The organism is Peribacillus aracenensis (genome assembly GCF_025175645.1).
GTDB lineage: Bacteria > Bacillota > Bacilli > Bacillales > DSM-1321 > Peribacillus > Peribacillus aracenensis.
Genome location: NZ_JANZMJ010000001.1, coordinates 417,427 through 430,775, shown reverse-complemented (window position 1 = coordinate 430,775; position 13,349 = coordinate 417,427). Strand labels below are relative to the sequence as shown.

Annotated in this window: 11 protein-coding genes and 1 pseudogene; 1 reads left to right on the top strand and 11 read right to left on the bottom strand. The window is 39.5% G+C overall.

Annotated features, from left to right (window positions below; translation table 11 throughout):
• Positions 1 to 6: 6 nt before the first annotated feature.
• The 4 genes from fliF to flgB form a co-directional block, all read right to left on the bottom strand.
• Entirely contained in the window at positions 7 to 1,605 is a 1,599-nt protein-coding gene (fliF, locus tag N0M92_RS02145; RefSeq protein ID WP_260284246.1) for a flagellar basal-body MS-ring/collar protein FliF, read from the bottom strand.
• 90 nt (positions 1,606 to 1,695) lie between these two features.
• Positions 1,696 to 1,980, bottom strand: coding sequence for a flagellar hook-basal body complex protein FliE (gene fliE, locus N0M92_RS02140; RefSeq protein WP_260284342.1), 285 nt, complete (start codon positions 1,978 to 1,980; stop codon positions 1,696 to 1,698).
• Positions 1,981 to 2,027: 47 nt separating this feature from the next.
• A complete protein-coding gene (gene flgC / locus N0M92_RS02135; protein ID WP_260284245.1) occupies positions 2,028 to 2,486 on the bottom strand; it encodes a flagellar basal body rod protein FlgC in 459 nt (152 codons plus the stop codon).
• Positions 2,486 to 2,881, bottom strand: coding sequence for a flagellar basal body rod protein FlgB (gene flgB, locus N0M92_RS02130; RefSeq protein WP_192204018.1), 396 nt, complete (start codon positions 2,879 to 2,881; stop codon positions 2,486 to 2,488). The genes flgC and flgB overlap by 1 nt, the downstream gene beginning before the upstream one ends.
• Before the next feature lie 1,026 nt (positions 2,882 to 3,907).
• Between flgB and N0M92_RS02125 the strand changes: the two are divergent.
• Positions 3,908 to 4,183: pseudogene (locus N0M92_RS02125) on the top strand (transposase); the annotation flags it as partial.
• Between the two features lie 390 nt (positions 4,184 to 4,573).
• Here the strand turns inward: N0M92_RS02125 and codY are convergent.
• The 7 genes from codY to dprA all read right to left on the bottom strand — a co-directional run bounded on the left by codY (position 4,574) and on the right by dprA (position 13,336).
• Positions 4,574 to 5,353: a GTP-sensing pleiotropic transcriptional regulator CodY gene (gene codY / locus N0M92_RS02120; protein WP_057278408.1), complete on the bottom strand. Its 780-nt coding sequence runs from the start codon at positions 5,351 to 5,353 to the stop codon at positions 4,574 to 4,576.
• A gap of 109 nt (positions 5,354 to 5,462) precedes the next feature.
• Positions 5,463 to 6,872, bottom strand: a complete 1,410-nt coding sequence (gene hslU, locus N0M92_RS02115; RefSeq protein WP_260284244.1) for an HslU--HslV peptidase ATPase subunit — start codon at positions 6,870 to 6,872, stop codon at positions 5,463 to 5,465.
• Between the two features lie 12 nt (positions 6,873 to 6,884).
• Positions 6,885 to 7,412 carry an HslVU peptidase proteolytic subunit gene (gene hslV, locus N0M92_RS02110; protein ID WP_048684874.1) on the bottom strand — a complete coding sequence of 176 codons (528 nt, stop codon included), beginning with the start codon at positions 7,410 to 7,412 and terminating at the stop codon, positions 6,885 to 6,887.
• Between the two features lie 20 nt (positions 7,413 to 7,432).
• Positions 7,433 to 8,335 (bottom strand): tyrosine recombinase XerC, encoded by a 903-nt coding sequence (gene xerC / locus N0M92_RS02105; RefSeq protein ID WP_260284242.1) that lies wholly within the window; start codon positions 8,333 to 8,335, stop codon positions 7,433 to 7,435.
• 59 nt (positions 8,336 to 8,394) lie between these two features.
• Entirely contained in the window at positions 8,395 to 9,702 is a 1,308-nt protein-coding gene (trmFO, locus tag N0M92_RS02100) for an FADH(2)-oxidizing methylenetetrahydrofolate--tRNA-(uracil(54)-C(5))-methyltransferase TrmFO (protein WP_063231875.1), read from the bottom strand.
• Positions 9,703 to 10,128: 426 nt separating this feature from the next.
• Positions 10,129 to 12,204: a type I DNA topoisomerase gene (topA, locus tag N0M92_RS02095; protein WP_260284241.1), complete on the bottom strand. Its 2,076-nt coding sequence runs from the start codon at positions 12,202 to 12,204 to the stop codon at positions 10,129 to 10,131.
• A 265-nt stretch (positions 12,205 to 12,469) separates the two neighbouring features.
• Complete coding sequence (gene dprA, locus N0M92_RS02090) at positions 12,470 to 13,336, bottom strand: DNA-processing protein DprA (RefSeq protein WP_260284240.1); 867 nt, start codon at positions 13,334 to 13,336, stop codon at positions 12,470 to 12,472.
• Positions 13,337 to 13,349 lie beyond the last annotated feature (13 nt).

The following is a 13,349-nucleotide window of genomic DNA, read 5'->3' as shown; positions in this document are numbered from 1 at the left end:
AGCCTCCTAGTCTTCCGCTATCCAGCTTCTTAATAATTTTGCAAATTCATCCGGCTTTTCTTTTGCAAGCTTTTCCAGTTGTTTTCTTTTTAAAGATGCTTCCGTTTCCTTCTCTTCGTTCAAATCCGGAACATCGAATACGACTTCTTCCTCTTCAACCACGTACTCCTCTTCCATTTCAGCTTGCTTTCGGGATCTGAGGAACAAGATTAAGAGAATGATAATGGCAAGTATTAGCACTCCCCCTACGATGTATGCCCATATTGGTAACGAAGGATTCGTTTCACCTTTTTGCAACGTCATTTTTCCGTTAAACGGCTGAACGGAAATCGCAATTTTATTATTAAGCTCCTCGTCCGTCAGTTCTTCACCTTCAGCTTTTTTCTCGATTGTCGTGCGTATTATCGTACCAAGGATTTGTGTAATATCCTCCACACTCTGTTGAGATAAAGAATTCGGGTCATCAGCGGTGGGCGGTTCGACCATGACCTGAATACCTAAATCTTTAACCTTATATGGGCTTTCGACTATCTCCTTCTTGATTCGGTTCACTTCACTATTTATCGTTTCATCCACTTTTTCATAATCACCGGATCCGTTTGTACCTTCAGCGTATTTTGATCCCAATGAATCTGAGGAATCCTCACTTTGCGGCACGCCTCCTGCACCTGCTGCATCCCCACTATACGATTCATTGATCCTTTGCGCAGAAATCTCAATTCCAGCCATATTTTCTTCATCGACCGGTTCAACTAAATTCTCTTCCCGGTTTTCTTGAGTGAAATCAATGTCTGTCGTGACTGAAACAACCACTTTGTCTCTCCCCATTAACGTTCCAAGCATATTTTGCACCTGTCTTTGAATATCACGTTCTATTTCCTTTTTTATTTCATTTTGGGTGGCAAATGCCGACGCGAAAGAAGTATTTTCATTTTCAAGATCGAAATACTCAAACTCTTGGTTCATTATGACGATATTATCTGTAGGGAGATTCGGAACACTTTTTGAAACCAAATGATAAAGGGAATTGATTTGACTTTCTTCAAATTTATAACCTGGCTTCGTATTCAATACGATGGATGCTGACGCTTCCCCAGCTGAATCACTGACAAAAACTCCTTTATCAGGAAGAGTGATCATTACACTGGCATCTTCTACTCCATCAATCTTTTTTATTAAACTAGCCAATTCCGTTTGCATCGAGTCCAGTTTAATGACATTGAATTCATTTTCAGTCATTCCAATACCAGCACTTTGACTAAAAAAGGAATAGTCGATATTGCCTGATTCCGGAATTCCTTCAGCTGCCAGTTCCACTTTAAGTGAATCAAGTCTTTCTTCAGGAACTTTTATGGTCGTACCATTTTCAGAAACTTCATTTGTAATCCCTTGACTGTCTAAATTCTCTTTAATGCTTCCCGTTTCCGATGGAGTTAAGTTGGAATATAAGGGCACCAGCGTCGTACGCGTGGTTAAAATTGAAACTGCCGTAATGATGATGATAATTAATGCTGCTGAACCAATCATCATGAATTTTTGTTTTTTACTGCGGCCCGTCCAATAAGCAGTTATTTTGTTTTTAAAATTCACTAGTACTTCATTCATTTAAATCCCCCGGTCAGTCTATGAATTTATGATTGGGGGATTTTTCCCCCTGGTCATTTTTCTCTATATAATGAGGTTAAAAAATGAATGCTATATACTCATTCTCATCATTTCCTGGTAGGCTTCCACAACCTTATTCCGAACCTCTAATGTAGCCTGCATGGTAATGCTGGCTTTTTGTGAAGCTATCATCACCGAGTGAAGCTCAACATCCTCTCCATTAACCAATTTGGTTGTAAGGTCATCAGATGCCACTTGTGTTTCGTTAACTTTATTCATTGATTCTTTTAATACCGACGCAAAATTTTGCTGTGCTTCGTATGGTGTATTAGTCTTACTTTGATCTTTTTTCTGCACATTGCTTGCATTGTTCATTGCAGAAAGAGAAATCCCCTCCATATCAACAATCCCCTTTCAAACTTTTATTTTCCAATTTCCAAAGCTTTCATCATCATTCCCTTTGATGCATTTAAAACTGTCACATTTGCTTCGTATGAACGTGTGACACTCATTAAATCAACCATTTCCCGAAGCGGGTCGACATTTGGCATTTCAACATAACCATCTTCATTGGCATCAGGATGATCTGGATTATAATCCAGTTCAAAAGGTGTTTTATCTTTAACTATTCCAGTCACCTTCACACCATTCCCTATCTCGCTCGTTTTTTGGGATGCAGCGTTCAAGAAACTTGAAAAACCGTTTTCCTTACTTTGCAACACAACCGATTTTCTTGTGTACGGCTTCCATTTTTTAGATTCGGCGTCATATTCCGCCCTGGTCGTATCGGCATTAGCCATATTAGCAGAGATTACATCCATCCTTAGCCTTTGACTCGTCAGGCTGGATCCGGTCATGTTTATACTTTGGAAGATTCCCATCACTTACCTCCTCTAATTACATTCTGCAATGATTGAAACTTACCTGAAAGCCTGTCGGTTACTGCATTATAATAAATCTGATTGGCAGCAAGCTCCGTCATTTCCTTATCAACGTCCACGCTATTTCCATTATTGTTATATCGGACATTTTTCTGCGTCACGATCTGAGAAGCATGACTCCCCTCTGATTTGAAGGGGAAATGCCGTTCATCGGTACGATATGAATCCAGGGAAGATTCCAGCTCTGTCTTAAAGGATTGTGTTTTGTCGACCTCTTTAGCTTTATAATTAGGCGTATCCGAATTGGCTATGTTCTGTGAAATGACTTTTTGTTTTACATTAGAATAATTAAGGGCATTTTCTAGTGATTGAAAAGTATTTGAAAATAACTCCACATCAATTACCTCTTTCTATAACTAACATTTAATTACAATATCAATAAATTAATCCAGTGCATTTACGTTTTAATTTTAAAGAAACATTATAACTATGTCCATAAACAATACATGGACTTTAGACCTATTATCGTCGAAAATTGTCACAAATTGCTCAAATTTGTCGTGCTTTTTAGTATGATTACATGATTAATATTACGTAATATTACATTTTAATATGATTTTCTACATATTAACCAAATTTTCCTTCCATTAGCTTTTATATCATATCGAAAAACAAATCTATATACCTGATACTTTAGAACTAATTTTCACATTTACTTTCAATTAATTATTTCAATTTAGTTGATTTCACCCTTTAAAATAAAGGATTCATAAGAAAACAAAGGATTACTGCCTTTTTTCTTTTTTGAAAAAAAAAAACGTTTTTTCAAAGCGCTGATCCATTCGACAAAATCCCCTAATGGTTGAAAACCGCAATCCATAGGGTTTTAAAAATCAAAAAAAGTTACAACAACGTTCTTTTTCACTATTACAACAGTTATAATAATATAATTACCCTTTTAAAGAAAAATTTAACTATTTTTTCAATTCTAATAGAAAACAAGCCTATATTCACATTTCCGTTTAATTCGAATGACCTCTTTTTCCTATCTCTCCCCTGACGTTCACCTCCTTTTGCTGATTAGTCCCAGAAAGCAACAGTTCCAAATACCACAAAAAAAAGCAGCCTTTTTATAGGACTGCCCAGACTGTAGACAAACTCGATGAAAACCTAGTTTGTCTACAGTTTCTTTTAGGGTTTGTGCAATTTGAACGTTGATTGGATCGAAGGGCACTCGCTTTTCGCGGGCGGTCGATGAGCCTCTTCGGCGCCTTTGCGCCTGTGGGGTCTCCCCTGGACTCGCTTTTCTAAGCAGGAGTCTCGTATCTTCCGTTCCAATCAACTTTGTTATAGATAGAACCCTTTTTCCTAAAGTCTTTATTGTTTTAAAAATAGAATTAATAAAACTTGAGGTGAAGAGGATGCTTTCTAAATATGATTCTATTCAACGTGATCAACTTGAAATGCTTCTTTAGATCAACTAGTGCCTGCGAACCATTTGGTTCGTAAAATTGAGGCTGCCATTGACTTCACTTTCATTTATGAGTTAGTGAAAGATATGTACTCCAGAGATAGGACGCCCAAGTATTGATCCAGTTATATTAGTCGAATTAACTTTCATTCAATATACCTTCGGTTTTCGTTCAATGCGTAAAACAATTGAAGAAGTTGAAACAAATATGGCTTACCATTGGTTCTAAGGCTATGGTTTCCATGATAAAGTGTCACATGCTCATTTTATTCACGGTGTACAGAAAGCAAAGACTATCCAAAACGACACGGCTTTCTAGCAAAAAATGTGGAAGAAGAAGATCACCTGCGTCATCATCAAGATGTAAAACCTATATATGCGAAACGTAAAGAAACGATTGGGCGTGTATTCGCAGATGCTAAAGAAAAAAGCATGGTATACGTTGGACTACTTTAGACATAAAAAATTGTCTATGCAGGCAGGCGATGCTTACTTTCGCTGCCATAAATTTGAAGAAGATGGCCAATTGGAAATGGCAAGGTCCAAATAACTTTAGGAGAAAAATCAAAAGGAATTTCAAAAGGCAGCCCTTTTTAAAGGACTGCCTTTTTTTATGTTAATTATTTTTAAGCTTTTCTAATTCAAGAAGGAATTTATCGTTCAATACTTTGATATAAGTACCTTTCATTCCTAGTGAGCGGGATTCAATGACTCCGGCACTTTCCAGTTTCCGTAGGGCATTTACGATAACGGAACGGGTGATGCCGACACGGTCTGCAATTTTGGATGCTACAAGCAGACCTTCATTACCTTTAAGCTCCTCAAAAATGTGCTCAATCGCTTCCAATTCGCTGTAAGATAACGAGGAAATTGCCATTTGAACGACTGCTTTACTACGAGCTTCTTCTTCTATCTCTTCTGATTTTTCACGTAGGATTTCCATACCGACTACAGTCGCACCATATTCAGCCAAAATTAAATCATCATCATGAAATTTTTCTTGTAATCGCGCAAGGACCAATGTTCCTAAACGTTCTCCCCCGCCCATAATCGGTACGATCGTTGTTAATCCAGTTGCGAAAAGCTCTTTGTTTTCGACTGGGAAAGCAGTATATTCGCTTTCGATATCAAGATTCGAAGAGGTTTCAGGAATATTGAAGAGGTTTTTTGTGTACTCTTCAGGGAATTGTTTATCTTCCAACATTTTGTACATGCGTTCGTTTTCAATTTGCTGACTTACCGCGATGCCAAGTAATTTCCCGCGGCGGCTGACGACGAATACATTCGCTTCGATAACTTCACTTAAACTTTCAGCCATTTCCTTGAAGTTAACTGCTTTACCTGCTGCTTTTTGTAGCATTGCATTGATTTTTCTTGTTTTTGCTAATAAGTTCATTTGATTTGTTCCTCCTAAAAATACCATGGTTCACAATAACTATGAAGTTGTATTTCCGTAATTTTATGTTTATTGCGTAGGCAAATCATTGCCAAGATTGTTTCTTAAATTAAAGGATAAACTGGCTTAAATCTTTGTTCCGGGCGATAGAACCAAGCTTACCTTCGACATATTGGGGCGTAATTGTAATCTTCTCCATCGTTATTTCCGGAGCTTCAAAAGATAAGTCTTCAAGCAACCGTTCCAAAATGGTATGAAGTCTTCTTGCACCAATATTGTCTGTGTTTTGATTTACTTCGAAGGCCACTTCAGCTATCTTACGAACAGCATCGTCAGAAAATTCAATTTCTATACCTTCAGTTTCTAATAAAGCAACATATTGTTTTAACAAGGCATTATCCGGTTCATGAAGAATCCGTACAAAGTCGTCTACAGTCAGTTTGTTCAATTCTACACGAATTGGGAATCTACCTTGTAGTTCAGGGATAAGGTCGGATGGCTTAGCCATGTGAAAGGCCCCGGCAGCAATGAATAAGACATGATCCGTTTTAACTGAACCATATTTAGTCACTACTGTCGAACCTTCAACGATTGGCAGGATATCCCTTTGGACACCCTCTCTTGAGACATCCGCTGATGAACTTCCTGATTGCTTACTGGCAATTTTGTCTATTTCATCGATGAAAATAATCCCATTTTGCTCAGCCCCGTATAATGCATCGGAAGTGACTTCATCCATATCAATCAATTTAGCCGCTTCTTCATTTGTTAAAACGGTTCTTGCTTCACTTACTTTCAATTTTCGCTTCTTGCTTTTTTTAGGCATCAAGCTTCCTAAAGCGTCCTGCATATTCATCCCCATTTGTTCCATTCCCGAACCTTGGAGCATATCAAACATCGAAGCAGTCTGTTCTTCCACTTCGACCGTTATCATTTCACTTTCTAACTCACCATTAGCCAGCTTTTCAGCGACGATTTTTCTTTTTTCCTGCAAACTTAAATCTTCGGAATTTTCTTCCGGATCCTGTTCGTCTTGATTGTTATTGCCTCCAAAAAAGACTTCAAGAGGATTCTTGAAATTACTCTGTTTTTTTGTTGATGGCACTAAAAGTTCTATTAAGCGGCGATTTGCATTTTCTTCTGCCCGCTCCTTTACGCTGACCATCTTTTCTTCCTTCACGAGGCGGACGGAAGTCTCCACCAAATCACGAACCATCGACTCAACATCCCGGCCGACATACCCGACTTCCGTAAATTTCGTTGCTTCAACTTTTACAAAAGGAGCACCTACCAATTTAGCCATTCTCCGAGCTATTTCTGTTTTCCCAACGCCTGTCGGTCCAATCATTAATATATTCTTCGGAACGACTTCATCACGAAGTTGATCCGAGAGAAGGGAACGTCGGTAGCGATTCCGAAGAGCCACTGCCACTGCCCGTTTTGCCTCACGCTGCCCTACGATATACTGATCCAGTTTTTCAACGATTTGCCTCGGTGTTAAATTAGCTTTTTTTGACATTTGCGCTCCTCCTTACAACTCTTCCACGATTATATTCGTATTCGTAAATACACAAATTTCCGCTGCAATTTGTAAAGATGATTGAGCGATTTCCTTTGCCGATAAATGGTCACTGGAAAACCGCATTAATGCCCTGCCGGCAGCTAGGGCATAATTCCCACCCGATCCAATGGCGAGAATCCCGTCATCCGGTTCAATTACTTCCCCGGTGCCAGAAACGAGCAGTAAATGATTCTTATCCATCACGACCAGCATGGCTTCCAGTTTTCTCAATACATTGTCACTTCTCCATTGCTTTGCCATTTCGACGGCAGCGCGCTGAAGATTGCCATTATACTCTTCAAGTTTAGCTTCGAACATCTCAAATAAGGTGAATGCATCTGCAACAGAACCTGCAAAACCTGCAAGGACATTACCATTAAAGATTTTCCTTACTTTCCTCGCCGTATGCTTCATCACTACTGAATTTCCTAAAGTAACCTGCCCATCACCGGACATGGCACATTCACCTTTATGATGCACTGCAAATATTGTTGTCATAAAGTGTCCCCTTTCAACATTTAAGGCCGCGGATGTGATGCATTGTAGACTTTTTTCAATTGGTCTTTTGTAACATGCGTATACACTTGCGTTGATGAAATTTTAGAATGACCAAGCAATTCCTGAACTGTGCGAATGTCCGCCCCATTATTCAATAGGTGTGTAGCAAACGAATGCCTTAGCATATGGGGATGAAGACTTCCATCTGCGGCTGACTTTTTAATCAATTCATTCAATATATAGCGAACTCCCCTAGGTGTCAGAGGGTCTCCACGAAAATTAACAAATAAATAAACATGCGCCTTGGCGTCAGACGAAGTCAATTCCATCCTGGCTGTACGTATGTATAAATCTATCGCTTCCTGTGCATAACTGCCAACCGGAACATAGCGATCCTTTTTTCCTTTTCCATGGATCAGTACCGTTCCTAAGGAAAGGTCGATATCCTGCAGTTTAATCTCACAACATTCACTTACACGAATTCCTGTAGCATACAATAATTCCAGTAAGGCATTGTTCCTTATTCCTATCGGTGAATCTTTCTTTAAAGTAGAAAACAACTGATTCATTTCCTTCTCATAAAGAAAACGTGGCAGTCTTTGATCCTTTTTAGGTAAAGAAGCCAAAGAAAAAGGGTTATCCTTCACATCACCTTCACGTAGTAAAAATCTATAAAGGCTCCGCAAGCAAGAAGTTTTTCTTGCTACAGTGCTCTTAGAAAGGTTTTTCTCATATAAATTCGTCAAATATAACCGGACATCCAAATATTCAACGGACGTGATATCCTCAATGCCCTGTTCATTAAGGAACAGAAAAAATTCGTGAATATCACGTTTATAATTTTCAATGGTGTATTGTGAACTGTTTTTTTCAATCTGTAAATATTCGATGAAGGATGATAATGCCTTTTTTTGATTAATCATGGAAACACCTCGCAAAGGCTAATAAATAGTATCATACTTTAAAACAGCAGGCAAATATTTTACAAATTTTTCACAAAGTTCTGAATTGTGTCTAAAGCGCGTTTAGCATGCGTTTCGTTCCGCTCTTTTTTTGATTTGATTCTCACTTCTAGGTCTGGAAGCAATCCAAAGTTGGCATTCATTGGTTGGAAGCTCTTACCATTCGTCGAAGTTATGTACCTTGCCATGCTTCCCATCGTCGTCTCCGCAGGGAATATGATAGGCTCCAATCCTTGGACGATCCTTGCAGCATTGATACCTGCAACAAGTCCTGATGCAGCAGATTCTACATACCCTTCGACACCAGTCATTTGACCGGCAAAGAATAAATCATCCCGATTCTTGAATTGATACGTAGGTTTCAATACATTAGGTGAGTTTATGAATGTGTTTCGATGCATGACTCCATAACGCACAATTTCCGCATTTTCCAATCCAGGTATGAGCTGCAATACTTCTTTTTGCGGCCCCCATTTCAAATGTGTCTGAAAACCAACAATATTGTAAAGTGTTCCTGCCGCATCATCTTGACGCAATTGAACGACAGCAAAAGGACGTTTTCCCGTTTTTGGATCTTCTAAGCCAACTGGCTTCAATGGACCAAATAACATCGTTTTCTTCCCACGTGATGCCATCACTTCAATTGGCATGCAGCCTTCAAAAAAGATTTCCTTTTCGAATTCTTTAAGTGGTACTGTTTCTGCAGCGATCAATGCTTCATAAAAGCGGTCAAACTCTTCTTCCGTCATCGGACAATTCAAATAAGCTGCTTCCCCTTTGTCATAACGGGATTTCAAATATACTTTATCCATGTTTATGCTGTCTTTTTCAAGAATTGGTGCGGCGGCATCATAGAAGTACAAGTATTCTTCATCCATGATTTGCTTCAAGCTGTCAGATAGTGACTGACTTGTAAGCGGACCGGTAGCAATCACGGTAGGACCTTCCGGAATTTCCGTCACTTCTTCATTAATGACCGTCACATTTGGATGATTTTTAACCCTTTCCGTAACAAGACCGGCAAATTCATGTCGATCAACAGCTAAAGCACCGCCAGCCGGAACAGCACAAGCATCTGCTGCCGACATGATGACCGAATCCAGAATACGCATTTCTTCTTTTAAAACACCAACTGCATTTGTTAAAGTATTTGCCCGAAGTGAATTGGAACAAACAAGTTCAGCGAATTTATCGGTATGATGGGCTGGCGTTTGTTTTACAGGGCGCATTTCATATAGATCGACTTTAATTCCTCTTTTAGCTAACTGCCACGCCGCTTCACTTCCAGCAAGCCCAGCACCGATTACACTTACTTTTGTTTCTTTCATTTTTCGAACCTCCATGTATAGATATGATAAGACAGGAGCATTTATCATTAAAACTGCTTTTATTAACGTTTCATTTTTAACGATATCTATGTATTTATACCCGAAATACTCATTCCTGCTAACGATAATTTTAAAGCATATGCCTCAGGCCGGCATTCTTTCTGCAATCCATCTTTTCTAAAAAGGGTAACGGACACAAATAGGAATTATATCTTTAAAAGAATGTACTTGTCCACTGAATTTTACATCACATGGCCTAAATAAAAAAGTTTCAAGCTTTATCCATTTTCTTCTTGGAACCGAATTCACATATTATCATGATATCATACTTTCCTGAACATAAAGAAACCCGGCAGATGCCGAGTCAATTTATATCTAGGTTTTTTCGATAGTTCACAGGGAAAGTAAACGATTTCACGGTCTTTTCTATGCTTGGGGCATTTCCTTGAAATCACAATCCATGCACTGGACCTGGACGCCTTTTTTGAGTTTCTTTTCAACAAGTGTACCTTCACATTTTGGACAACTCCGCGGAAGCGGTTTATCCCATGATATGAAGTCACATCCAGGGTAGGTATCACACCCGTAAAATATGCGGCGTTTTTTACTTTTCCTTTCAATGATGTTTCCTTCTTTACATTTTGGGCATTTGACACCGATTTCTTTAACGATTGGCTTTGTGTTACGGCAATCCGGGAAATTACTGCATGCCATGAACTTTCCATAACGCCCCATCTTATAGACCATCCCATGTCCGCATTCCACGCAATCTTCACCAGCAGGTTCATCTTTAATTTCAATTTTCTCCATCTCGACCTCAGCTTTGGCCAGATGAATTGCAAACTCTTTATAAAATTCATCAATGACCTTTATCCATTCGATACTGCCTTCCTCGACGCTGTCGAATTCCTGTTCCATTTTGGCAGTGAACTCTGCATCAAGAATATCCGGGAAGAATTCGCGTATCAATTCAAGAACGATCTCACCTAGCTCTGTTGGGATGAACCGTTTATTATCCAAGGTAACATAGCCCCGTTTTTGAATCGTATCCAAGGTAGGAGCATATGTAGAAGGACGGCCTATTCCCAGTTCCTCTAGGGTTTTGACAAGACGTGCTTCAGTATATCGGGGCGGAGGCTGTGTGAAATGCTGCTTCGGCTCGATATCTTTTGAAAAGAATTGATCTCCTTTTTTTACATCCGGAAGTGCATTTTCCTTTTCTTCCACCGAGTCATCGGACCCTTCAACATATACCTTCATAAAACCCGGAAATTTTATTTTTGAACCATTAGCCCTGAAGATGACATCCCCGTTATGCAGGTCTATGCTCATCGTATCCATGACTGCCGAAGACATTTGACTAGAAACGAATCGTTCCCATATCAATTTATAAAGACGGAATTGATCTCTGGATAAGAACTCCTTGACTACACCCGGTTCACGTAATGTGCTTGTTGGCCTGACTGCTTCATGGGCGTCCTGGGCATTAGTTTGTTTTTTCTCCTTGCGCTGTTCAGCCTGAACATAATCTTTACCATAATTATTTTGGATGAAGGTATGGACTTCCCCTTTCGCAACATCGGAAATCCGGGTTGAATCGGTTCTCATATAAGTTATTAACCCGACTGTACCTTCCTTGCCAAGCTCGATTCCTTCATAAAGCTGCTGAGCAAGCATCATGGTTTTCTTTGCACGGAAATTCAATTTACGTGCCGCTTCCTGTTGCAGGGAAGAAGTTGTAAAAGGGGCAGCTGGATTGCGCCTTCTTTCCTTTTTAGCCACGGCTCCTATCGTAAATTCGCCGCCATTTAAAGAAGCGAGCACTTTTTTGACGTCCTCTTCGGTATTTAATTCCTTCTTCTCGCCGCCAAGGCTGAAGAAGGAACCTTCAAACTGTTCTTTTCCTTTTACAAAATCAGCCTTGATTGTCCAATACTCTTCCGGGATGAAATCTTTGATTTCCTTCTCCCGGTCAATGATCATCCGTACAGCAACCGATTGGACCCGTCCAGCACTTAAGCCTTTTTTCACCTTTTTCCACAAAAGCGGGCTTATATTGTATCCGACTAAACGATCCAAAACCCTTCTTGCCTGCTGGGCATCAACCAATTTCATATTTATTGGTCTCGGCGATTTAAATGATTCTTTGATGGCCTCTTTCGTGATCTCGTTGAATACCACACGGCAATCAGAGTTAACATCAACATCAAGACTGTGAGCCAAATGCCATGCAATGGCTTCCCCTTCCCTGTCGGGGTCAGCCGCGAGATAGATTTTTTTCGCTTTTTTCGCAGCGGTTTTCAATTCTTTTAAAACCGGGCCTTTGCCGCGGATAGTTATATATTTAGGCTCATATTCATGTTCAACATCGACACCCATTTGACTTTTAGGCAAATCTCGAACATGCCCCATGGAAGCCTTTACTTTATATTTTTTTCCCAAGTAACGTTCTATTGTTTTCGCCTTTGCGGGCGATTCCACAATCACTAAGTATTCTGACATCCAATAAATCCTCCTCAAAGAGGTAATATAAATCTTCACTATTATTAATCATTCAAAAATCATTTGTCAACACCTCTTTACTTTTCAAAGCATGCTGATTCATTTATTAATAGGTATTTTGACAAGAGGTGCCATTTGCAAAACTTATAACAGTTTTACAATATTTTCAACCTTTTTGTCTAATAATTCAACCCATCCTTCTAAAAAAGCACCTTTTTTTCTATTTTCCTGGATGATTCTCCGTCTATCTTCTATATTATATTGTTCAAAACTCTTCCTCGATCTGCCTGGAACTCAAAACAAGTTTGGCACCATCGGAAATCAATTGATTGGTCCCCAGTGATTCAAGGCTTGTAACATTTCCAGGAAGTGCAAACACCTCCCTGCCATGTTCCAAAGCAGCTTGTGCCGTAATAAGGGAACCGCTCCTTTCTTTTGCCTCGACCACGAATACTCCCTGTGATAATCCACTGATGATTCGATTCCTAAGCGGAAACATCCAAGGTTCCGCCTTCACTTCCGGTGGAGTCTCAGATATAAGAAGGCCTTTATTGACGATTTCTTCAGCAAGGGTAACATTGGATTTCGGATATATTTGCATAAGCCCTCCTCCTAAAACCCCAATCGTATCTCCGCCTTCCCTTAATGTGATCTTATGTGACTCTGCATCGATTCCAGCCGCCACCCCGCTTATGATCACGAACTTTTTTTTTACTAGCGGTAATAGAATCGATTTTAAGGCCTCCAGACCATACGAGGTTGGCTTACGTGTTCCAACAACACCTAGCGTATTCTTCCTTGTTAAAAGCTTCTTATCACCTTTATAATAAAGAACCCACGGAGGATCGAATATTTGCTTCAGCAAAAAAGGATATTCATCATCGAAGATCGTCAAACAATGGATTTGGCTATCTTTGTAATTTTTAAGTTTATCGATGGTATTGAGTGAATGTAAATCTTTGAGAAAGAGGTTGAGCTTATTTGAAGGGATAGGGAGCATTTTTGCCCATTCAACGTAATCCGTCGTGAATAGGGAAGATAATGACGGGTCTTTTGACATGATTGTTTGGATTGATTTCCATCCTGCCCCGCGGCAATGATGAAGATGGATTAACTTTTCTTTTTTATTCAATTTGAAACGCCCC

Bases quoted from the DNA above. Each gene is read 5' to 3' on its own strand.
- fliF (WP_260284246.1), bottom strand. From the start codon at position 1,605: ATGAATGAAGTACTAGTGAATTTTAAAAACAAAATAACTGCTTATTGG.
- fliE (WP_260284342.1), bottom strand. From the start codon at position 1,980: ATGAACAATGCAAGCAATGTGCAGAAAAAAGATCAAAGTAAGACTAAT.
- flgC (WP_260284245.1), bottom strand. From the start codon at position 2,486: ATGGGAATCTTCCAAAGTATAAACATGACCGGATCCAGCCTGACGAGT.
- codY (WP_057278408.1), bottom strand. From the start codon at position 5,353: ATGAACTTATTAGCAAAAACAAGAAAAATCAATGCAATGCTACAAAAA.
- hslU (WP_260284244.1), bottom strand. From the start codon at position 6,872: ATGTCAAAAAAAGCTAATTTAACACCGAGGCAAATCGTTGAAAAACTG.
- hslV (WP_048684874.1), bottom strand. From the start codon at position 7,412: ATGACAACAATATTTGCAGTGCATCATAAAGGTGAATGTGCCATGTCC.
- xerC (WP_260284242.1), bottom strand. From the start codon at position 8,335: ATGATTAATCAAAAAAAGGCATTATCATCCTTCATCGAATATTTACAG.
- trmFO (WP_063231875.1), bottom strand. From the start codon at position 9,702: ATGAAAGAAACAAAAGTAAGTGTAATCGGTGCTGGGCTTGCTGGAAGT.
- topA (WP_260284241.1), bottom strand. From the start codon at position 12,204: ATGTCAGAATACTTAGTGATTGTGGAATCGCCCGCAAAGGCGAAAACA.